The organism is Nonomuraea dietziae, assembly GCF_014195505.1.
Classification (GTDB): domain Bacteria; phylum Actinomycetota; class Actinomycetes; order Streptosporangiales; family Streptosporangiaceae; genus Nonomuraea; species Nonomuraea roseola.
Genome location: NZ_JACIBV010000003.1, coordinates 125333 through 147743 on the forward strand (window position 1 = coordinate 125333; position 22411 = coordinate 147743).

General features: G+C 66.6%; 17 protein-coding genes and 2 pseudogenes. 6 read left to right on the plus strand and 13 right to left on the minus strand.

Features of this window, described 5'->3' with window-relative positions:
• From dhbA to FHR33_RS47610, 6 genes are read right to left on the minus strand one after another with little or no spacing between them, the layout of a single operon-like run.
• Positions 1–786, minus strand: a complete 786-nt coding sequence (gene dhbA, locus FHR33_RS47585; RefSeq protein WP_183662595.1) for a 2,3-dihydro-2,3-dihydroxybenzoate dehydrogenase — start codon at positions 784–786, stop codon at positions 1–3.
• The gene (gene speD / locus FHR33_RS47590) at positions 773–1186 is read right to left on the minus strand and encodes an adenosylmethionine decarboxylase (RefSeq protein ID WP_183662597.1); all 414 of its coding nucleotides are present in this window, start codon (positions 1184–1186) and stop codon (positions 773–775) included. Before speD ends, dhbA begins: the two co-directional genes overlap by 14 nt.
• Positions 1183–2190, minus strand: coding sequence for a DMT family transporter (locus tag FHR33_RS47595; RefSeq protein WP_183662599.1), 1008 nt, complete (start codon positions 2188–2190; stop codon positions 1183–1185). The genes speD and FHR33_RS47595 overlap by 4 nt, the downstream gene beginning before the upstream one ends.
• Positions 2187–3518 carry a hypothetical protein gene (locus FHR33_RS47600; protein ID WP_183662601.1) on the minus strand — a complete coding sequence of 444 codons (1332 nt, stop codon included), beginning with the start codon at positions 3516–3518 and terminating at the stop codon, positions 2187–2189. Before FHR33_RS47600 ends, FHR33_RS47595 begins: the two co-directional genes overlap by 4 nt.
• Positions 3519–3527: 9 nt before the next feature.
• Positions 3528–4088, minus strand: coding sequence for a DMT family transporter (locus FHR33_RS47605; protein WP_246453896.1), 561 nt, complete (start codon positions 4086–4088; stop codon positions 3528–3530).
• An 8-nt stretch (positions 4089–4096) separates the two neighbouring features.
• Positions 4097–4795, minus strand: a complete 699-nt coding sequence (locus tag FHR33_RS47610; RefSeq protein ID WP_183662605.1) for a hypothetical protein — start codon at positions 4793–4795, stop codon at positions 4097–4099.
• 426 nt (positions 4796–5221) lie between these two features.
• Between FHR33_RS47610 and FHR33_RS47615 the strand changes: the two genes are divergently transcribed.
• The 4 genes from FHR33_RS47615 (at position 5222) to FHR33_RS47630 (ending at position 12138) form a co-directional block, all read left to right on the plus strand.
• The gene (locus FHR33_RS47615) at positions 5222–5578 is read left to right on the plus strand and encodes a hypothetical protein (RefSeq protein WP_183662607.1); all 357 of its coding nucleotides are present in this window, start codon (positions 5222–5224) and stop codon (positions 5576–5578) included.
• A gap of 376 nt (positions 5579–5954) precedes the next feature.
• Complete coding sequence (locus tag FHR33_RS47620; protein WP_183662609.1) at positions 5955–8273, plus strand: hypothetical protein; 2319 nt, start codon at positions 5955–5957, stop codon at positions 8271–8273.
• A gap of 341 nt (positions 8274–8614) precedes the next feature.
• Positions 8615–9340, plus strand: coding sequence for a hypothetical protein (locus tag FHR33_RS47625; RefSeq protein WP_183662611.1), 726 nt, complete (start codon positions 8615–8617; stop codon positions 9338–9340).
• The gene (locus FHR33_RS47630; protein ID WP_183662613.1) at positions 9334–12138 is read left to right on the plus strand and encodes an outer membrane protein assembly factor BamB family protein; all 2805 of its coding nucleotides are present in this window, start codon (positions 9334–9336) and stop codon (positions 12136–12138) included. Before FHR33_RS47625 ends, FHR33_RS47630 begins: the two co-directional genes overlap by 7 nt.
• Before the next feature lie 8 nt (positions 12139–12146).
• Here the strand turns inward: FHR33_RS47630 and FHR33_RS47635 are convergent, their stop codons facing one another.
• The 3 genes and pseudogenes from FHR33_RS47635 to FHR33_RS47640 all read right to left on the minus strand — a co-directional run bounded on the left by FHR33_RS47635 (position 12147) and on the right by FHR33_RS47640 (position 13840).
• A complete protein-coding gene (locus FHR33_RS47635; RefSeq protein ID WP_312896121.1) occupies positions 12147–13034 on the minus strand; it encodes an IS5 family transposase in 888 nt (295 codons plus the stop codon).
• Between the two features lie 127 nt (positions 13035–13161).
• Positions 13162–13323, minus strand: a pseudogene (locus tag FHR33_RS51395) (IS481 family transposase); the annotation flags it as partial.
• A 64-nt stretch (positions 13324–13387) separates the two neighbouring features.
• Positions 13388–13840 (minus strand): ATP-grasp domain-containing protein, encoded by a 453-nt coding sequence (locus tag FHR33_RS47640; RefSeq protein WP_183662617.1) that lies wholly within the window; start codon positions 13838–13840, stop codon positions 13388–13390.
• A gap of 727 nt (positions 13841–14567) precedes the next feature.
• On the opposite strand from FHR33_RS47640, the gene FHR33_RS47645 reads away from it, so the two are divergent.
• On the plus strand, positions 14568–15446 hold the full coding sequence (locus FHR33_RS47645; RefSeq protein ID WP_183662619.1) for a hypothetical protein: 879 nt from the start codon (positions 14568–14570) through the stop codon (positions 15444–15446).
• 139 nt (positions 15447–15585) lie between these two features.
• Complete coding sequence (locus FHR33_RS47650) at positions 15586–17211, plus strand: hypothetical protein (RefSeq protein WP_183662621.1); 1626 nt, start codon at positions 15586–15588, stop codon at positions 17209–17211.
• Positions 17212–17384: 173 nt separating this feature from the next.
• On the opposite strand, the gene FHR33_RS47655 is transcribed toward FHR33_RS47650, so the two are convergent.
• From FHR33_RS47655 to FHR33_RS47675, 4 genes and pseudogenes are all read right to left on the minus strand, one after another.
• Positions 17385–17819, minus strand: coding sequence for a hypothetical protein (locus tag FHR33_RS47655; protein ID WP_183662623.1), 435 nt, complete (start codon positions 17817–17819; stop codon positions 17385–17387).
• A 548-nt stretch (positions 17820–18367) separates the two neighbouring features.
• Positions 18368–19309, minus strand: a complete 942-nt coding sequence (locus FHR33_RS47660; protein ID WP_246453932.1) for a ParA family protein — start codon at positions 19307–19309, stop codon at positions 18368–18370.
• 1076 nt (positions 19310–20385) lie between these two features.
• Positions 20386–21153 (minus strand): annotated as a pseudogene (locus FHR33_RS53575) (IS5 family transposase); the annotation flags it as partial.
• Positions 21154–21592: 439 nt separating this feature from the next.
• Positions 21593–22393: a hypothetical protein gene (locus FHR33_RS47675; RefSeq protein ID WP_183662630.1), complete on the minus strand. Its 801-nt coding sequence runs from the start codon at positions 22391–22393 to the stop codon at positions 21593–21595.
• Positions 22394–22411 lie beyond the last annotated feature (18 nt).

The window sequence follows — 22411 nt, forward strand, 5'->3', positions numbered from 1 at the left end:
TCAGGCCCGCAGAGTGGCGCCACCGTCGACCACGAGGTCGTGCATGGTGACGTGGCGGGCTCGGTCGGATGCGAGGTAGAGCACGGCGTCGGCGATGTCGTGGGGCGCGGCCACGCGGCCGAGAGGGATGCCGAGCCGGTAGGTGGTCAGGTCGCCGTTGATCGTGGTCTTCCACGCCTCGGCCAGGGTCGTGCCGTCGTGGAGGGCGCGCAGCATGTCGGTGTCGGTGGACCCGGGCGAGACGACGTTGCAGCGGATGCCGTGCCCGGCCAGCTCCAGGCCGAGGCAGCGAGTGAAGGCGGTGGCGGCCGCCTTGCTGGCGGCATAGGCGGCCATGCCCATGCGCGGCGTCGAGGCGGCATTCGAGCTCACCGTGACGATCGCCCCGCACCCGCGGGGCACCATCCGTGCGGTGACCGCGCGAGAGACGAGGAAGACGCCGCTCGCGTTGACGGCGATCGTCTGCTGCCACTGATCGAGGTCGGTGTCCTGCACCGAACCAGGCAGCAGCACGCCCGCGACGTTGACCAGGATGTCGATCGGGCCGAGATCACGCTCGACGGCCGCGACGACGTCGTCCACCTCTCCGGCGTCGCGCACGTCCAGCAGGTAGGGCACCGCGCCGTGCGGGGTGCTGGGTTGGATGAGTAGATCGGCGGCGGCGACGGTCGCGCCGGCGGCGAGCAGCGCGTCGGTGACTGCGGCTCCTATGCCCCGGCCGGCCCCCGTGACCAGGGCCACCTTGCCGTCGATCCCGTCGTGCCGGGACGCCTCACGCGTGGACATCGCGCTCCAGGAGCAGGTGCTCGGACTGGGTGCAGCCCACCAGGTGCTTGAGATGCTCGAGCGCCGCCATGGGATCGGTCGTGGGCCCACAGGTGTAGATGTCGACCTCGGCGACGCCCGCCTCAGGCCAGGTGTGCACGCTCGCGTGCGACTCGGCCAGCATCGCGAACAGGGTCACACCCTGCACGGGAAAACGCTCGCTGTGCATGCTGAGGATGGTGGCGCGGGCGGTGAGCAGGGCTTGCGCGAGCGCGCTGCGCAGGCGCACTTCGTCGTTGAGGACAGCGGCGTCCACACCACGCAGGGTGGCGATCACGTGGCGGCCGCGCGTATGCAGCCTGACCGGGGCGTGCGCTGACGCTTGCGACGACGCCTTGCCAAAGAGAAGATCGCTGATCATGTTGCGCTCCTTGCATATGAGGTCCGGTGGACACCGCGGCGGCCGTGGGCCGGTTGGCGGCGGGGCGCACGCTGGACGGTGCTGAGGATGTGCAGGGCCACCGCGAGGACGGTCAGGGCCGCCCCCGCTATCTGGGCAGGGGTGAGGCGTTCACCCAGCAGGACGACCGCTGCGCCGACGCCCATGACGGGGGTCAGCTGCAGCAGCAGCGACGCCTCCACCACCGGGACCACCACGACCGCTCGGTTGAACAGGGCGTAGGGAAGAGCGAGGCCGACGGCTCCGCTGGCGACGGCGGCCGCCCAATGGGTCAGCTCGGGGGTCGAGGCGAAGGGCGTGCCCAGATTCAGCGGGATGAGCACGACGGTCAACGCGGCGGTCGCGATGGTGAACTGCCAGACGGTGACTGACAGCGGGTCGAGGTGCGGCCGGTCGGGGCGGTGGCGCATGAGCCTGGCGGCCAGCACGGAGCCGGCGGCTGCGCACAGCGTGCCCGCCATGATCAACAGGGTGCCGGTGCGGTCCCCCCACGAGGTGATGGCGCCATCCAGCAGCCACACCCCCGGCAGGCTGAGGACTATCCCGAGCCAGCCCAGCGGCCGGAGCCGTTCGCCGAGCAGGAGCACCCCGGCCAACGCGACGATCAGACCTTCCAGGTTGGCCAGGATCGAGCCGGTGGCAGCGCTCGCGGTCAACATGCCGGCCACGAACAGGCCGCTGGACATGCCGGGCTCGGTCACGGCCAGCAGGACCAGACCGCGCGACAGGCGCGGCCGCCGATGTCCGCGGGCGAGCGACATCAGCCACAGCGTCGCGGTGGCCGACCCCAGCTGGATGGCCACCATGGCCTGCCAGGTGAAGGCCGACAGCGCATGCTTCATGGTGACGGCGGCCAGGCCCCAGCAGAGCGCGGCGCCAAGCAGGGACAGACGGTGGCTGCGCAGGTACGTGCGTGCCTGCCTCAGCGGTGGCGCTGGTCGGGCAGCTGCGGTCGCGGTCGTCATGCCGATTCCAGAACGGCGGCCATGCCGAGCGCGGGGTACAGCTCGCGACGGGCGGGATACAGGTCGCCGCACAGCTGGAGCAGGTCGACCAGCTCACCGCTGGCGCTGTCGCGCGCCCACCGACCCGGAGTGTGCTGGTAGAGGTCGGGCCGGGTCACGGTCCCGGCCTGCGTGGCCCACAGACGGCCCAGTGGGTACAGGCCCACCATCCGAACCGGTCCCCCGCGGTGGGAACCGAGCTCGGTCGCCACGCGGCGGGCCGTGCTCAGAATGCGCCGCTCGGGATCGTTTTCCACCGCGACGGCCAGGCTGCCGCCCACGCCCGCCCGCAGATACTGCGCGACATAGGTGGCCACGCCCAGCTCGGCCACAGTCCGCGGCCGCATATGGCGCAGGACGGCCGCGATGACGGGGTCGCACCGGTCGGCGGCGGGAAGATCGTGGACGCCGAGAACGCGCCCCCGGGTCAGACCGTGGTAGACCCGATCGGCGAAGTGATCAAGCTCGGGACGGGCGCTCACCTCGATCCGCGAGCGCCAGCCGGCCGGCAGCCGCAGCTCGAGTTGCCGCTCCCAATGCGCGATGAGCCGCCCGCGGTGATCGTCGATCAGGTCAAACAGGTGAACGCCCAGCTCCGGGCACATCTTGCCGCTGCGCAGCAGAGGCTCGACGATTCCGTAGTACTGCAGCCTCGGCAACTGCACCGCGATCGTCGTCGGCAGGCGCAAGCCGGCGGGCGCAGCCAGCGCTGCGACGGAGTCGGCAAGCCGAGCGCAGGACTCGATCTCGTACACCGACAGCTCAGGTCCGTCCCACTCGATCGACACGATCGCGGGGACGTCGACGAGCCGGCAGCTGCGCAGAGCCAGCAGCGACATGCGCTGGCCGGTCGTCGTCACCAAGCGCACGGCGTCCTCAGGCCACAGGCAATGACCAGTAATGACGGTGAGCTCGGCAGCCTTCCGCAGCCCGTCCGCAGGCAGGCTGCCGGTGGCGAAGGTATAGGGACGGCCGCCGCCGAGCGCGAGGCCGGTGTATACGGTGGTGTTGCCGGTGGCGGGGTCGATGCCGCACAGTGCATCGCCGGTGATGGTGTGGGGCGCTTCGAAGGCGTCCAGCAGGTGGTGAACGCGGTCGGCGGCGCGGCGCACCGCTTTGTGCTGCGGTCCGTCGTACCGGGCGCTGACGTGGTGCAGATTGGCGCCGAGCGGCTGCAGCGTGGTGGAGGCTGCCGCGACAGTCATCTTCGTAAGGCGCGGCTGCCGAGCGTCAGGCGCATGGTGGGTTAAGTGGACGATCTCCGTCCCGCGACGATCAGCGAGATGCATGGGCAGTCCTTAAAGGACGCAGTCATCGGGAAACGACTGCGGCACGGGCCAGGGCCACGAGCTAGGGCGGGTGGCGGCGGGTCGGGCCGGCGCAGCGGCGTACGACCCTCGTGAGGAACTGGCCACCGATCCGGGCAGCGCCGCGGGCTCAGGCAGGGCGCTCAACGCGTGACCGAGTTCGCGCAACGCGGTGACCAGCGCCAGCGTGGAAGCTTCATCGGCCGAGCCGGACTGGGCGGTGGTCGCATCAGCGCGAGCGGTGGTCTGCAGGAGCGCGACACCAGCGATGATGAGGATCAACGCCACCAGCTTGGGCACGTTCATCGACTCGTGAAAAACGGCCGCGCCGATGATGGCGATAGCCGCCGTCCCGACGCCGGACCAGATGGCGTAGGCCACGCTGATTTCCATCTGCAGCCGCAGCGCCCACGCCATCAGTCCGTAGGACGTTACGACGCCACCCAGCGCCACCAGGGTGAAGATCGGCCCGGCGGCACCGCCGCCGGAGGCCGCAAGCTTGAGCGCTGAGCTGGACACCACCTCAACAGCGATCGCGGCGGCCAGGAGCAACCAGGCCATCATCGGTGCGTGACCGCCGTCGCCGCTGGTTCGGACGCTGCTCGGGCGGCGAGCAGTGCTTGCCGGACCTGCTCAACAGCCGTCTCCCGGGCCTCGTCACCGGATCGCCCGTGCTCGGCCAGCTGTTTCCACATCGCGCGGATGCCATCGGCGGCGACCTGCATGTGCCCGTCGCAGATGCGCCGCACGGTGTTCTCCAACTCGACCGAGCGCTGCAGCAGGCGGTTGAGCGAGGGAAGATCAGCCGAGCGTTCAAGGCCATCCAGGTCGGCCAGGCGAGCAGGCCAGCGCAGGTGATCACGCTCGATGTCGGCGACCACGGCGGCCAGCGTCTCATCGAGGCTCGCTTCACGATGCGCGCGGTAATGCTCTTCAGTGGCTGCCGCCGCCGCGACAGCCGTGCGCTCGCCGCTCTGCAGTCCTTCCAGCGAGATACGCAGCATTCGGAGCCGGTGCTGCACTTGAACAGCGCTCCAGCCCAGGACCATTAATCGGGTTTTCTCGCTTTCGACAGCCCAGCCCACCAGCATCAGCTCGCGCATGATCTGGTGATCGGCGATCCACTGCTGAGTGTCACCGAGCTCGCCGGCGGGCTCGATGCGCACTCCACCGTAGGCGAGAGGGCTGATTTCCACGTCTACCGCAGGAGCCACGCGCGCGCAGATCCGCCTCACGACCTGGGTCATGTCCGTGCTCACGACAGTCTCCACTCCCGAATGGGACACAGAAGGAAAAACGCCTCGGCAAACATACAAAACTCGCATGACTCCTAGTTAGGATCATTGTCAAGGCATGGGACGAGAGTGTAGACAGAGGACTTCCGTGACTGGGAGTCAGAAGATGAGTAAAGTTACGGCTGTGACGAAGTCGTAATAAATCCCCCGAGCCAGTCGAGGACATTCGTGACACATGCAGCCAGGCGTGCCCCCGCTGACGCGCCATCGCTGGACTTTCGCCTGGCTGCGGACGTGGACGCCTCCGCCCTCCCCGGCGGCCGGAGGCGTCTCTCCTGTCCTCCAGTCCGGCAGGTCAGCGTCCGATCGCGCTACAGCGCCGGAAAAACTCGCGACACGCCGAGCGAAAGTGGTACCACAGAACCCAGTGATAGGGCAGGATCATCGCCCATGGCGACATCGACAGGAGCATCTAGCGCGCACCGCGGCGGCAGCGGCCGCTACGGCATGCGCAGTGGCAGGGTCTGGAGCCAGGAGAAGGAGCAGAAGGACCCTGAGGCGTTCACTCAGACTTCCGTCCGGCTCCGGAACAAAATCCTTGACCAAGCCCACAAGCTCGCCGCTGCTGAGGGCGTGAGCTTCGCCCATCTAGTCGCCCAACTCATCGAGGAGCGTGCCGGACGACGGGCGGATGCCCCGGCACAGGCCGACGCAACAACCCGAGCTAAGGACGCTGCACAAGTGGTGCTGTCCGAGATGCTTCCTGGCCTGGACCGGCTGCCGTCGCAGTCAGAGACCGCAGCATGACCCTGATGTACCTCACCGCCTCCGAGGAGGTACCCACACAGGGCCTGTAAATGCGAAACGCCCCGGAAGATCCGGGGCGGCCGCATAACACCAAAACAACTGAACGAGGATCTCGCGCATCTGGTTGGCGCCCGTTTCGCGAGACCTCGCCGCTGACCCGCTGGCTGTTGCGGGCTTCACCAATGAAGGGTCCGGGGACCCGTTGTTGGAGCCGGCACACCAGCAGGTGCTGTTATGCCTGGGAGCCACCATACAACACCGCCCTGGGCTGAGCCCAGCATTGCCTGATTTGGGCGTGTGTCGCCCGGATGGCGGATCTGGTCTCAGTTCTCCCACTACCCCCGGGACCTGCGGGCCCACGGACTTTCACCGGACCGTGAGCACATTGCTGTCCGGATCACCCGGCGTGTCGCCGGCGACGTCGTGCTCAGAGCTCGGCCCTGACCCTGCTGCCGCTCGCGCGCACGCAGCCGAGACCTACGCCCGGCTCGTACCGCTGCTGGCCCAGCAACTGCGCGTACGGCTGTCCCCCGACGGCGGTCGGAACTTCCCCGCCGGCAAGCACTCCCGGCCCCTTGCGCCGATCCGGCCGCAGCTGCCCAACAGGCCCTCCACCATCTCGACCTACGACGCCGATGGGAAGAGCCAGGTCCTCTTCCTCGACTTCGATGTCGCACTGGCAGCGCTCCCCCACGCGCAGGCCCTCGCCCACGTCGACGAACATGCCGCCGCGGCCACCGCGCTCCTCGAGAAGTGCGGTGGCCGCGCGATCAGCACGGTCTCTCCCAGCGGCGGCCGTCACGTCATCGTCCGATGGGCCGTCCCACTGCCTTTCGATGAGCTCCTGCGCCTGACCCGCGCCCTGGCCGTCCGCTTCCCCACACTCGACGCCCAGCCGATGGCTGGTCGCCAGGGGCAGATCCGCCCGCCCGGCGCGCTCCACAAGATTCATCGCGGTCAACTCACCGGCTACATGACGCTCACCATGCCGATTGAGCAGGCCGAGGAGATCCTGCGCCGCCCCTGCGGTGCGACGGTCTGGATCGCCCTGCAGCAGGAGCTCACCGCAGAGCTCGCCCACCTCGACACCGCCGCCCCCGGAGCCCCAGCCACCTGGACCGGCTCCGCCACCGCAAGCGAGGCCGGCCGCACGTGCCCCGACTGCCAGGCGGTCGTCGACATCCCTCTGGACATTGACGGGCACCCCTGGCTCCCACGCGCCAGCGGCCCCCGCTCACTCCGGCCCGAAGCCGAGCGCCTGGCCCAGCTCGGCAATTGGGAGGCACTCGGCGCCCCCTCCGCTTCACAACCCCGACTCGGCCTGCTCAACAGCATGGCCGCCGCCGGATACCGGCTCAGCCAGCTCCACCAGCGCATGCAGGAAGGCACCTGGGCCGGCCTTGCCCGGCTACTGAACTCCCGCCGCAACGGCGGCCCGCGCACCGATCAAGAGCAGGAACACGTCCTGCGCTGGGACTGGCAAAAAGCAGTTGCCGGAGTCGCCTGGCGGAGACATGTCCGCAACTGCAACACAAGCCAGAACAACCTATCCACGGCCCCCCCTCCCCCGCCCGGGTCGCCGACGCCACCTCAGCCCGAGCAGGAAGATGCCCGAAACAACCAAGGCCTACGCCTTTACAACGTAGATTCGCTTTTCCAGGAGAAAGAGGTCCACGACCAGAACCGGTGGGGTATCCGCACCATTGCCCCACAGTTGGCAGATGAGCGAGTGCTGAACCACTGGCAGGAGATCCTTCAGTGGCGGACCTGCATCTGGCTCGCCGAGCAGGACGGCGAACGGACTGCCGCTTGGGGCCGGGCCGCGCCCTTCATCCGGCTCCTGCTGCGAGCGATGGTCGTGGCGGCTCGCATGGACGGGTCGACCCAACCGGCGTTCGGTTGCCGCGCCCTGTCGCAGATGACCGGCGCCGACTACACCGTCGTCGCCCGCCACCTCAAACGATTGCGAGAAGAAGACGACCCACTGATCGAGCTGGTCGAGGCAGGTCGAGGCAAGGCGGCCGACCGCTACCGACTGCGCGTCCCGGACAGCTATCGCGACCAATCTCGATGGATCCGGTGGCGCGGCGGCCTGATCGACGTCCTGCACCCAGCCTTGCACATGCTCGGCCCCGTCGTCGCGCTCGTGCTCGAGGCGCTGTCGACCGCGCCGACCGGAGCAACCGCGGTGGCTCACACCGCCAGGGTCTCCCGCTCGGCTGGCAGCCAGGCCCTGCGGCTGCTGGCCACCTACAACCTGGCTGTGCGCGACGGAGAGGGCTGGGTCCGCGGCCCGGCTGACCTCGACGCGATCGCGATCGAGCTCGGCGGCGACATCGACGCGGCGGAGCGCAGGGACCGTTACCGCGAACACCGACGCATCTGGCACGCCATCGTCGAGTCCTGGGAGCAGGAGGCCACCGAACCCGAGCGCCCCGAAAGGGTCGTCACAGCGGAGCCGCACAGCGCTGGCGATGCGCCGTGGCCCCAGGAACCCACCCCGGAGAGCGAGCCGGAGGAGGCCTTCGACGCGACGGCGCCCGCCGTACCGACGGGGCCCGACTACGTCGTCGTGCCGAGCTCCCGGGGGCGGCGCCGCAAGAGCTGGCCGGACGTCGTCCCAGGCAGAACCCGACCAGAAGATCACGGGGAGCTGCTCATGTTGTTCGAGCCGGCGGGCGTCCCGCCTGACTGATCTCGGAGGGATCCTCGCCGGTGGACTGTCTGGTCACGCTGCAGCTGACAGTGCCACGGAACCGCTGCACTTCAGGCGGCCGCGCCGCGCTACGCGTAGGGCCCCCATTGAGCAAGTGGCGATCAGACCGAAACTCATAGGCTGCGCAACGTTGCGACGGTTACGCCGATATACCACTGGGAGAAGCTACCGCTGGGGGACGTTTCATGGCTAAAAGGCGCCGGAACAAGCGTGCGAAGACTCATACGTCTCCCACATCGCCGCGAGACCAAGAGGCCGAGAGGGCCGGGGCCGGGCGATGGACGGCCATGCGGGCGTGGTCGGCCGGGATCTTAAGCGCCGTGATCATCGCCGTGATCGGGGTCGTGTTCACCGCATGGTTCAATGCCCGCGGACCTGACGTGTTCGACAAAATCGGTGGCGAGCCTCCGATCAAAATCGGCCACGTGGACATCGACTACTCCGAGCGTGACATCGCACTGAGGGAGCCGGTGACCGACACCAGAGAGCGGGCAATCCTCTTGGGCGAGGGCGCGTCCGACTCCCAACGGGACGCGGTCCTGGCCCGCCACCACAGAGCCCCGCTCGACCACGCGAGCGTCACCGTCGTTCTCATCGGCAACCGCACCAATCTGCGCATCGTCGACATCGAACCACGCGTGCTCGCCCGCAAGCCCGTCTCGGATGGCGCCCTCGCGTTCCTCAGTACCGCCGGAGAAGCCGACACCGTCGAACTCGCCGCCGATCTCGATGCGGCGGCTCCCCGCTTCACCACCACGAAGGATCGGAACGCCTCGTACTTCAGGAAGAAACAGATCGATCTGAAACGGGACGAGCGGGTCACACTGTCCTTGACGGTCGTTGGAAAGAAGGCGTACTACGAGTTCGATTTCCTGGTCACCGCGCTGGCAGAAGACCGAACTGAGCAGATAGAGATCAAGGGACCTGACAAGGGCTCGTTCCGACTGACCGGTCGCGCCGACGCTTATCGCTCCTACTACGACTACGGCTGGCGGCCGATCTCCCACGATCAGGTCTGCGCCAGGCGGAAGTTCGAGGGGTGTTGACCGTGCCCGGGCACCGCACGATCGCCGTCCTGCTCGCGATGGTCGTGGTGGTCTGTTCGACCGTGACCGCTGACTCCCCGCGACTCCCGATCGCGCCCATCGAGTGGCGCGCGGCGTGGTCGATGCCCGTCGAATGGCAGACCGGCGGATGGCCGCACTACGGTCATCCGGATTTCGCGACCCCGCTCGTCGCTACGTCGGACGTCGCGGTCGCCGTGAGACAACAGGGAAGGGTGACGGTCCACGATGCGCGTACCGGCGCGCTGCGACGCACCATCCCCGCCGACCCCGAGCTTCCCGCGTCCGTCACCGGCGTCTGGATCTCGGCCGAGACGCTCGTCGTGTCGCGGGGGACGCGGGACATCGCCGACCACGTCCTGTCCGGCTATGACCTGTTCACGGGTGCCAAACTGTGGCAGCGCACGGTCATCGTCGCCGGTTTCAGCCAGAAGGAGGGCTTCGGCTGGTACGACGGCCCGCGGATCATGGTGACCGAGCGCGGCGTCGTGGTGTTCGAGCAGGAGTCCGGGCCCTTCGCCATCCACGCTCTCGATCTGCGGACCGGGGCGACCACGGCGCGGATGACCCACCCACAACGCTGCCATCTGAAGGGTGTCGCCACGGCCCGCTCGGTGATGCTTCTCAGCTATTGCGTGGGAGATCAGTTCGGGCTCGTCTCGCTGGATCCACATACGCTGCGATACAACTGGACGCGCCAGTTGTCCTCCTTCCTTTCGCCGGACGGCGACGAACCGGAGTTGAACTCCTCCCCTCCTGCAATGGACATCAAGGCCAGCGCGGACGGATACGTCTACGTCTGGGGAGGCAATGACGCTCTGTTCTACGCGGCGAACGGCAGGCTGCTGTCCAGCGTCCGGGAGGCCGTCGAGGTCACGGACTCCAGCCGCTGGAGCCTGCCCATGTTCACCGGATCGAATCCCACGGTGGGCGACGATGGCGAGCTCGTCCTGCACAGCAAGTGGCCGTCGCCCGCCTACCTGCTGTCCCTGGACACCGTCACCGGCCACCTCGGCGGGCTGCCCATCGATATGCCCTACGCCTTCGCGTCCCTCGTCGGGGCAACCCGAGACATGGCCTTTGTCCACAGCAACATCGCCAAGGCCGAGCGGATCACCGCGTACACCCTGGTCCGCGGGCTGCCCACTGGCCCGGCCGTTTTCGGCGGCGTCGCGGCGGACGCCTGGCCGGACGCCTGCGCCCTGTTAACCGACCGCGACCTGCGCGTCGTAGGGGACGGCTACCAGGCCGTGCCTGGAGGGGGCGACAGGGAGGGGGCGACGTTACCGAAACCCCCGCAGTGCAACTGGATACCACCTACGGATGAGGGCGCCGTGATCTCGGTCTCCGTGGATTGGGTGTCCCCGTCGAGTACGGGCGCGCGTAAGCTGTTCGCCGCCGAGGTCGACGAGATCAAGAACAGCAGCGGCCTACCGCCCTCCAGCTTCGACCCCACGACCGAGGGCTCGGACTTCCTCACCTATACCGTGGCGCCGCACATGTCGGACGGGCGCAAGCGGGTCGACTGGACGATCCTCACTGTGGGCCCTGTCGTGGCCAGCCTGAGCGCTCCATCGCGACTGGCGGTGCGGCTCCTGTCCCCGCGACTGCGGGACAACCTGCTGGCTCGTTACCGGCCAGGCGACCACGCCCCCCTGCCCGCGAGCACGGGTGGCTGGAGCTATCCGACGGACGGAACTGTCTCTTCCAGGCCCGTGGTGGTCAATGGCGTCGTCTACGTCGGCAGCGGCGACGGCAAGGTGTACGCCCTGGATGCGAGCACAGGTGCGACCCGATGGAGTTTCCAGACGGGCACGTCCATCGACTACGACTTAGCGGTGACCGACGGGACCGTGTACGCGGCCAACTCCGCCGGCAAGACGGTAGCGCTTGACGCCGCCACGGGCCGGCAGCTGTGGAGCCGCCGGATCGGTGCGCAAGACGGGCCCGTGGTGGCGGAGCGCAGCGTGTACATCTGGGCCGAGGACTCTGAGGTCGTCGCGCTGGACGCCGCCACCGGCAAGGAGCAGTGGCGATTCCGGCTCGACGGTGCCGTCCTCGAAGACCGTTTTGCACGCCTCCTTCCCCGTCCGGTAGTGGCTGGCGGAGTCGTCTACATCGGCGGCGACCATGGCATGGTGTACGCCCTGGATGCCGGCTCGGGCGCTCAGCGGTGGCTATTCCGGCCCGGCAAACCCGAGGCCCGTATGGAACTGGTGGTGACCCGCAAGGTCGTCTACGCCTCCAGCACCGACGGCAAGGTGTACGCGCTCGACGCCGCCACCGGCGCGGCCCGATGGAGTTCCCGGCTCGACTCGTCCATCTTCTACCCGCTCGTGGTGGCCGGCGACGTCGTCTACCTCGATGGCAGGAGCGAGAGGGCGACGTATGCGCTGGACGCGCACACTGGCAAGCGGCTGTGGAGATTCCAAAGCAAGGGCGGCGACCCGCACTATTTATGGAGCGCCTCGACGGCCCGTGGACTCGTGTACGTCGGCGGCGCCGGCGGCAAGGTGTACGCGCTGGACACCTCCTCGGGAGTGGCTCGATGGAGCTTCCCCGTGGCTGGCGGTGTCGACACCGGCCCTCTGGTGAAGGGGAGCACGCTCTACGTCGGCGGCGACGGGACGCTGCATGCGCTGGATGCCATTTCTGGGGCGCCCCGATGGAGCTTCGAGACCGGCAGCTCCACGTCCGACACGCTGGTGGTGACCGGCGGCATGGTGTATGTCGGCAACTGGAACGGCAATTTGGACGCATTGCCGACGAAAGGCAGCTAGGGCGTGTTTCATAAGCCGCGGAGCCACTCGTTGATCGCAGCGATGGTGAGTGTGGCCTCGAAGCGGACAGCGAGCTTGTCGTACCGCGTAGCCATGGCACGGTTCTGTTTAAGCTGGTTGATGCCACATTCCACGGCATGACGCCGACGGTAGAGGGTGGCGTCGAAGGCTGGAGGTCGCCCGCCCTTGGAACCCTTCGCGCGCCGGTGAGCGTCCTGGTCGGCCTTACTCGGGATGCATGCCTTGATCCCACGCCGGCGCAAATGGTCGCGGTTGGCCTTGCTGGTGTAGGCCTTGTCGGCCAGGACCCGATCGGGACGAGTCCGGGGCCGGCCACCACCAAGACGGCTGATGCGGATCTTGTTCAGCACTGGGATGAACTGCGGGCTGTCACCCCGCTGACCGGCCGTCACCAGCAGGGCCAGGGGTTTGCGGCCCTGCTCGCAGACCAGGTGTGTCTTGGTGGTCAGCCCACCACGTGAACGGCCCAACGCATGACCGTCCGGTTCGCTGTGCACCCCACCAGGCGGTTCCTTCTGCAGGTGACCGTCCCGGCGTGCCCCAGCGGCATGCTGGTGGGCCCGGCTGATCGTGGAGTCCACACTCGCTGTCCAGCCGATCTTCCCGGCGGCGTCCGCGTGCGCCTGCAGCGTTGCCAGGATCTTCGCCCAGGTGCCATCACGTTGCCAGCGGCGGAACCGGCCATACACCGTTGACCAGGGCGCATAAAGCTCAGGGACGTCCCGCCACGGCGCGCCGGTCCGAATCCGCCAGCGGATCCCGTCGATCAACTGCCGCCTGCTCCATTTCGGCGGACGACCGCGGCCCGAAGGGGCGGGTAACAGCGGTTCCAGCGCTGCCCATTGCCCGTCGGTCAGGTCGTGCCGCCTCGTCACCGCTACGCTGGCCACGAGGTCTCCGGTACTTGGCTCTTCTTGGTCGTTGAACCAACTACCGGAGGCCTCGTCGTTTATCGATGACCGCCACGCCGCAAGCCCTCAAAGACCCTTTTGGAAACACGGCCTAGGTGTACTGCCCTGAGAGGTAAGGTACGCGGCTGGCGGGTGGGTGGCCGCCGAGTGCGGTGTGTGCTCGGTGGTGAAGGTAGGCGTGGAGCCCAGGGCCGAAGGCTTGGCGGCGTTCGGTCTCTGAGCTGTAGGGCTGGTTGTAGGCCCATTCATCGGCTTCCCCGCGGTCGACCGATAGGTCATCGCCAAGTCGGCCGCGGACTGGACAAGTCTGGGCAGGCTCACGGCTGGATCGGTTCGGCGCGGGGCGAGCGCGACCGGATAGCCGAGCAGCTTTGCGTCCGCCAGCGCCTCTGGGGCAGCGAGTGCACCAGGCGGGCACGAGGGACTCCGCAGCCGCCCCCCAGCCACGCCTGGTGCACTCGCCATCTATCGGCCAGCGACTCCGCCGCCTGGCGACCAGAGCCGGGCAGATTGAAGTGCTCGGCCAGCTGAGCGGCCAGGACGACGCCGTCCGACCCCAGCGGCACCACGCCCCGCACCGGCAACCCGCCCAGATCGGCGGCGACCGCGCGGCGAACCGCGCCGGGCGACCACGTCGGGACGGTGAGCTCGGCTGTCCCCTCCACGGCCGAGCCCGCCTCGCCCCGCCGGTGTGAGATGTGGAGCAGTCGATGGTCGGCCAGCACCGCGATCTCGGCCAACCTTCGGCACGAGCCGTCGTCAGCACCCACAGCGAGCACAGCACCTAGATACCCGCTCCCCGAGGGAACGCGCCGCACCTGACGATGACAGGTCACCGTCGCATCCAGGCCGTGACCGACGACCTCCATCCCGAGCTTGTGCATGTCGCCTCGCAGAAGACAAGGCCGACCCCACCAGAGGGAGGGAGCGGGGCAGCTGCCTGTAACACAGCAAGGCGAAGGCTCAGCGGAGTGGCGAAGAGCCATTCACATTGACTTTCTGTTGTGAACAGAGTCAGAGAGTAGAGACCAACATGGCCTTCGTCACTGTATTCCGGGGCGAAATCTTCACTTGTGACGCTCTCGTGATCAATTCCCCAGAAGCCTCCGCAGGTCGAGCCCTGGCATCAGCGAGCACCGGATGCCCCCGCACGGCGGGGGTGTTGTCGTTGACGGGCTATGGAGACCCTCTGATCTCCCGGCCCGGATGGGGTCACAAAAGGGACACGATGTCTCGGAAATTTCTACTGAACCATCGATCCCGATAATTCACCACAGCTACATTTGCTACATCCTTTACAGGCAGTTGTTGCTCAAGTCAGATCATGCGAGGAGGCCGCGCACATGCCGGAGCGACCCATCCAACTCCTCCACGCCGCCGGGTCCGCGCCTGTGGATGGGCCACCCCCAGCCGCCAGCGACGTAGCAGCCGACGCCCGCCACGACACCTCGCTCAGCCCAGGTTTAGGTCGGCACCGCCGAGGCGCACTCCCTCAGCATGACGAAGGCCCTTCCTCCCGAGCCCGCCGACACCACCCGGCCAACTGGCCGCCTGCGCCGTGCCGGCGTCCACGCCGCCACGGTAATCGTGGGCCTGGTCTGCCTCACGTTGCTGTTCAACCCTTTCGGATCGCAACAGGTCCCGACCAGCACCGCAGCCCAGCTCGATCCGCAGATTGACCTGGGACCGCTGCCCTTCGACAGCTTCGCCCCACCCGTGCCCACCGGTGAGGTAGCGCAGCCTCGGCTCACGCCGCTCTCCTCGCCATCGCCTTCGCCACCCGCCGTGCCCGCGCAGCAAGCCAGCAGGCGCCCAACGGCCAAGCCGAGCACCAAGCCCACCCGAAAGGACGCCCCGGTTGACCTGAATGTCGTCCAACCGATAGGCCCCAGTCACGGGCCTTTCGCCCGCTCGGACACCCATCCCTCGAGCCGTTCGAGCGCAACCACGCCCCCTCCCGGCTCAACCTCTGTACTGCCTCGACCGCCCAGCGCCAGCCTGTCCGCCTCGTCCATCGACCTGGGCACTGACCGCAGCGGCTCCTTTGACGTGAGCATCTCTCCCGGCAGCGGAACATGGTCAGCCAGCGGAAGTAGCCACATCAACGTTGACGCCAACGGCTCGTTCACCGTCGACGCACCCCAATCCGAGCCGGGCTGCCTGAGTGCTAGCCGTACCGCCTCCGGGATCATTACCGTCTCCTGGCGCGGTACCAATACCGGCAGCGGTTCGACCACAGACGCCAGCGGCACCCTCACCCTGACCGTGTCCTGGACCATCGCCAAGGACAGGGGCTATTGGGTTTCCTCCCCCACCACCGGCGGCGGCTACTGGAGTAACTGCAGCCCCAGCGCGGCCAATCCCAGCCTCGGGTGAGAACGCCCTACCTCTCCCCCATGCGGTCTCACCTCGCGTGGACACCCCAGAAGTGCCCTCCCGGGGGGCGACAGAGCCCATCCAAACCAACGCCACCGGCGCGGCGGACACCCCGCGCCAACCTCCACTAGGAGCCCGAATGAACCGCATTCCCTTAGGCAAACGCGGCTGGATGATCCTCGCGGCCGTCCTTGCTGTGGGCTTGATCGGCTCCGCCGGTCTGGCCATCGCCAATCCGTACGGCAGCGTCAGCAACGAAGAGACCTGCGCCGTCTGGGACACCCCTGGAACCCCGCGATATCAGCAGTGCCTCGATAACCTGAACGTCGACGGACAGAGCGGCCTGGTCCCTGGCTCCCAGCCAGGCACCAGCATCACACCTACCACCTCCGCCACCTCCTCCGACGGCAACTCCAACCCGCCGAACTACTTCTGCCTCGATGCCAGCAAGAGCCACTACGCCTCCACCAAGCGCATCAAGGGCTGTGAGAACGAGCTCGTGTGCCTCTGGCAGCCGTCCGATCGCAAGTACCACTGCGTCGACGGCAGCGGCAAGTCCGTCGATCCGCCGGGCGGTATCTGCCAATTGGGCCGCAACCCGCACTACGCGTGCGCCGACGACCAGGTGGTCTCCGTCATCAGGCCTGAGATCGGCGAGCCCACCTCGTCGCCACCGGACACCCGTTCGACTATCCCGCCCACCCTGTCCAGCCATCCGGCGTTGGCCGACCCCACTATCCAACCGACGCAGGAGCTGACGGTCACCTCGCCGTCGCCCATACCCACCCCGACACCGACAGCCACCCCCACACCGACCTCGACCATCGACCCCAGCGATCCGGTCGTCCAGGTGCTCGAGCAGGCCCGCACTCAGGGGCTGCGTATCTGGCTCGAGACCGACCTCGTCAAAGCCTGGAAACGCGGACCGGAGCAGCTGAAAGCGGCCGCTGAGAAGCTCAAGCTGTACGCCAACCAGCGGGGTGTCGTTGGTGTGAAGTTCGCCTACGACCTCGGGCTCAGGGGATTCGACGACGAAGCCCAGACGGTCGACCCTACTCGCCGCGTCGAATTCCTCACTAGCCGGATCCTCCAGTTCGTCACTGAGGCATCCCAGGCCCTGCGGGCGGCTTTGCCACCGGGCCGTCAGATCGCGGTAGACGTCGTTATCCCTGAACTAGGCTGCGGCTCGAACCAGCTGTGCGCACTAGCCATGCAGCGCGACTATCCCCTACTCACCCTCGCCAACGTCGAGCGATACGTTTTGACCGGGGCCGTCGACGCCGTCAACATCGCAGGTAGCCAGTACGCTGCCTCCAAGATCCAGCCCGAGACCGCCGCCGTCACCAACTTCTGGCAGCGCTTCCGGCTGCTGTCATGGAAGACGCGCATGCCTGGCCTCTACATCGGCAGCCGCGAGATCGGTCTCGCACACGCCGGCCCTGACAGGCAGATCGCCGAGGCAGACGCCGACCGCTTGGTCAAGGAGCGGGTGGACGAGCCGCTCCGCACCGGAGCTGACCAGGTGATCTTGTGGACCTGGAAGCAGACCTTCGACCCGGATGGTGATGGACCAGCCGAAAGGCAGACCTGGCGTCTAGCCGATCAAGGTGCCCGGAGCAACAGCATCTTGACTGCCCTAGGCAAAGCTCGCAGGCCTTTGCGGCTGGCCGTCACCTACAACCCCCGCGAACAGGAGACGAACATCGCCAGCGACGTCAAGGCGATCGCCGACATCGCCTCCGCGATCTACATCTTTGTCCCATAGAACGCCCAACACGAAAGGCCGGGATCACCGACGTTTGATGGCGACCGGCACTTGCCGTCCCGAGCTAGTTCGTCCGGCCGGTCTCTGTGTGTCATATCGCAAGCGAAGACCGACCGGACGAACTAGCTCGGATGCATGACATCGGCTGCGTCACCTACTTGAGGACACAGCCACTACATCATCAGAGAGGGGGCGCTCCTGCCCGGCGCTGGGTCATCGTCAAGCAGATAGGCCTCCACCGCAACGGAAACCAGCGTGGAGAGGTGCTCGGCGCCTGTGTCCTCGACTAGGCCGTGGAGGATGTCGAGCTCGGCAGGGCGGAACTGCACGGGCCACAGCACCCTGCGGATGCCTGGTTTCGACTTCGATCGCAAGTTTCTGCGAGGAGGAAAGCGCGATCCGTTCGGACGGCTCACCTCCAGGCGCGCTCGCACGAGGAAGGTCAGCATGTTCTCGGCCAGGAAGTGGTCGATGGCGTCCATGGCGAGCTGGGCGTACTCGACGCCTTCGACCCGGCTCATCACCCGCGCCCGTTCCTTCGCCTCCGGCTTGACGTAGATGCTGACCTGCTCGGGCGTCTGGTAGGAGCTCGATGCACTGGTCTCCACGGGCTTGGATGAGGGCCGTGGGCTCGGCTGGACCGTGGGGCGGACGGGCTGCGGCCGAGTCCTAGGAGTTTGTGAAGGGACGACAACGGTTGCCGGCGATGTCGTGCGCGGTGCCGGATCGGCGAGGTCGGCCGACATCGGTTGAGCACGGCGCAGCTCCGGGTCGGCCCGTGGAGTGGGAGCTGGAGAGGACGGCTGCACCGGTGAGGCCGCGGGAGCAGGCAGTGTGTGCGCGGCAGGGGCCGAAACCTCTGGCGGGGGTGTCGGTGAATCGTCGACCGGACTATTGGCCTCAGGGGCAGGCTCCGGTGTGGGCGGCGCCTCAGGCGGCTCGGTTTCGACACGCTCGACCACGGGCTTTGCTTCGGCACGCTGCACCGGCGCGGGCGCCGGTTGCGTGCTCTCCGGCGTGGCGGCGAGTTGCTCTGTGCCTCGGTCAGACGGTTGGGCGACGAGCGTCGACAGGCCACTCTGCCCGCGCTTGCCACGTGCCCGAGTCATCCCCCCCAACTTGGGCGTGGGAGGCTTGTCGTCAAAGAACTCCGTGGTCACGCGTAGGCCTCCGCTTCCAGTTCGAGCGCCCTCTTAATGATCTCAGCGGTCGCTTCCTCCATCTCGATGGCGGAGGTCTCGGCGGACTCGGAGCTGAGCGTCAGCTGGTGCTGCTTGGCATGGGTCTTCCAATCCGGCCCGGCCGTCAAGTCGGCCAGTTCCGCGAACACACGCCCGTGCTTGCGGCATTGATCGGCGACGTTCACAGCCCGGGTGATCACAGTTTGGAAGATCGGAATACCCGAGTCGCCGAGAACTTCGGCGATCTCGCGTCGCTTCTTGGCGAGGAAACCGATCTCCTTGACCCCAATCACCTCGCCATCGTCGTCCCGGACCTTGCGCAGATGCTGGCGGTCGAAGCCGAACAGCAGCACTCCTAGGGGGGTAAGCGCCGGGTTGAGCCGCGTGGCGACCTCGAAGACCTCGCTCACGCCTTCGAGGCCCTGGATCGCTCCTTGATCGAAGCAAACGGGAATGAGCACGTATTCGGCGGCAACGGCCGCTAGGTGCTGCAAATCGGCGAGGTTAGGAGGACAGTCGATCAGAATCCACTCGTACACAGGCGCCACATCCGCCAGAGCCTGAGCCAGGCTCAGCAGGACCTCCCGACGGGGGTCGATGGACCGTGTGCCGATCATGGACGCGGTGATTCTCTTGAGGATCTTCCCCCCTGGCACGACATCCAGCTGAGGTCGCACGTCCCTAATGATGTGCAACGAACCCGTGCCTTCGACAACGTCGATCACGCTCTGCCCCTCGTCGTCGCCGGGCTTGCCCTGATGGCCTAGATCCAGTCCGAGATTGCCCTGCGGGTCAAGATCGATGGCTAGCACTCGTTTGGCCGAGCCCGCGCTGTGTAGAGCGGCCGCCAGCTGAGCCGAGATATTGGCCGTCGTGGTCGTCTTGCCTGCTCCCCCCTTGTTGTTGAGGACGATCATCACGCGCCTCAAGCTCGGACGGATCGTCTCAATGATTTCTTGGGGGTTTGGAGCCTGACTCGATGTCGCAGTGTGGGGGAAGGTCATGGATCTGCTCTCCTGGGCATGCGGACGACTTGACAGAAGACCCCTCTGGGTAGCGGCGGGCTGAGCGACGGGCGGCCCGGCTGTCGAGATGAGACTTCCGGTCTCTTACTAACAGATCAGATGCATCCTTGGCACGCTTATCGCTGGCGTGTCGGAGATGTCACGCAAGGAAGTCCACGAGCGATCCATCCCCCGGGTGTCCTCCTGACGTTCCTCCGTCGCAGGTTGTGAATCCCAGGATGTCCCATCTTCGTGTACCGCTTAGCCATGCTGATCTCGGTCGCTTGATCTGAGACGAGAGCCATCAGTGAGAGTGTCCTTGTGGTCGGAGATCCATCCGTGCCCTCGAAGTGTCCGCAATCGCCTGAAGATGCTGTGGCAGGGGCAGGGAGCAACCTCCTGGATCTTCTGTCCTTTTGTCCTGTGCTCGCACTGTGCGGGATGCCGTTCTGAAAGCCTGTTGACCTATTGTTCGTTATCCATGTTGGGCATCATGCAGGTAAGAATATTGTTAGATACTTTTGTAAATCTATTTTATTAGCATTTTTATTCCCTGCGGATGAACCTATCGGAGAAGTTATTGATCTTTATATGATCTTAGCTATCTTGAGGCAAATTTAAGCCACTATCAAAGAGAATATCTATGTCTCTATCAAGAATCCAGTTTGAGAGCATATCGGTACACCTATTACTCGTCCTGACCAGGGCTTATAGACCGAGAAGCGGTCAGGCTGCCATCTTATCGTGTCAGCAGTAGAGGGGCCAGGAAAAGCAAGAGAACCCCTTCTGTGGAGGCGCGTGATCCTGCGCGGAGCTCGACGCCTACGCTAAGACGAATTTCCTGCCCTCCGGATCTTTCGAGGTGCGATTGTCAGCGGAGAATGAACGCTAGTCCTGACCGGCCCACTGGAAGTCATGTCCGCCTGATCAATCCGAGGCCGAGGATGGCCCTCTTCCTTACCGCTGGCCCCTAGGGCGTGTCCGGTCGATCATGAATGAGATCGGTCGGGTGGAGCCCGTAGCCAGTCGATGATCTCGGCGATCGTCACCGTGGCGGCGTAGTGGGCGGCGAGCTTGTCATAGCGCGTGGCCACCGCGCGGAACTGTTTACGCCGGTTGAAGCCCCTCTCAACCTGGTTGCGGCGCTTGTAGTGGTCATCGTCGAAGGCGGGTGGGCGCCCACCTGAGCGGGCCGCGCCGCTTGCGGTTGGCCTGCTGGTCGCGGGGCTCGGGGATGGTGGTGCGGATCTGGCGGCGGCGTAGCAGGGCGCGGTTGGCCCGGCTGGAATAGGCCTTGTCACCGGTGAGGGAGTCGGGCTTCTTGCGCGGCCGGCCGATACCGCGCGGTCACGGCACGCGGATCCGGTCGAGCAGGACCGGCAGTTGACGGGTGTCGGCGGCCTGGCCGGGGGTGATGTGCGAGGCCAGTGACCGGCCGCGGCCGTCGGCGATCGTGTGGATCTTGGTGGTCAGCCCGCCGCGGGATCGGCCCAGCCCCTGCGCGGCTTGGGACTGCTGGGCGGTGAGCCCCCTTTTCGGGCTCCGGCGGCGTGCTGGTGAGCGCGCACGATGGTGGAATCGATCTGGCTGTTCCAGTCCAACTCGCCGCGTCGATCGGCCTCGGCCATGAGGGTTTGTTTGATGGAGACCCACATGCCGTCGGCGGTCCATGCGCGGAAGCGTTCGTAGCAGGTCTTCCAAGGACCGTAGCGTTCGGGCGAGCCGTTGGCCCCCCAAGGCATGGCTCTTCGACCCCGTCCAGGATCGAGCGCAGATCACCGTCGGTGAACCTGTCGGCGCCATCGCCCCCGTTACTCAGGGTTGCCGGTCGACCGCCGCGCCTCCACGCAGCTTGGGCAGGGCAGCCATTTGGAGGGCGATGCCGCAGGCTCCTCTGCGGAGGCCTCCTACCCCGCCAGGATGCCGCCCCCGGGGCCGATGGCCAGAAGCGCCTTCTCTGCGGCGGTCTGGAGCTTGGGACTGCGTACACGGGCAATCGGGATAGTGATCGTCCCGAATGGCCGGTTTCCCCGTGGAGCGCAGATGTCTGGCGATCTCGATTGGGACGCCGTCGACGATCGTCGTGACCACCAGTTCTTCGCCCGTGCCAGCGGACGCACACCTGCCGTCGGGCGTTGCTGGAAACAGACGAATCAAGATCGCAAGGCCTGCCACACCCCTCGCCAGTACTCCAGCTCAGGCGTCGCCGAATCGGGCGCGGTGCTGGTCAGCGGCGAGTTGGGTCACCCGCGGCAGAAGATCTCCCAACTGCTCACGAAAAGCGGCATATCGACTGTGCTCAAGAGCCTCCACGATCTCCTGCACACACCAGCCGATCTCACGCAGCGTCGAATAGTGCGCAGGTGAGAGCGGCCATTCCATGGCTTTCACCTCCCGCCGCAGATCGATCATGCTTCCGGCCAGTTCGTCGTCGATGAGGTGATCGAACTTTGAGCGGTAAGCCACCAGTTGGGAGGCCGCCTCCCACAACGGCAGTGCGTGGTGGTCATACCACAGCGCTTCGGCAGACGCGACCGGCGGCGTGTAGCGCTTCGACGAGCGATGGGCGCGCTCTTGGCGCTCACTCCGGCCGAGCCCAAGCTTGGCCGCTCGGTGCCGAAGGATGCGATGCTCCACCGCCTGCCTGCTGCGCACATTCAGTGGAGATGCCATGCGGATCATGGCGATCTGCATGGCACATCCCAATTCCAGCAGCTCATGCTCGAGACGTTCGGCCTCATCCGGACGGTGCGGACAGTAGACGCGCACATATGCGAGCACCCACAAGCCATCGAGGACGTCGTTCGAGACCACCCAATCAGGTACTCGCCGACAAGTCAGTACATGACGGATGACCGCAAGCGGGTGTTCGACAGGATCGTTAGCCAACAAGGCGGCGAGATCGGAGTCGCCCACGTCGCGCCGACGCTGTACGATCCGCTCAATGGCCTCCTGACCTGCTGTTTTACTGACCCGAGGCTGTGCACGCTTAGGCATGTCAATAGTGTATTGACA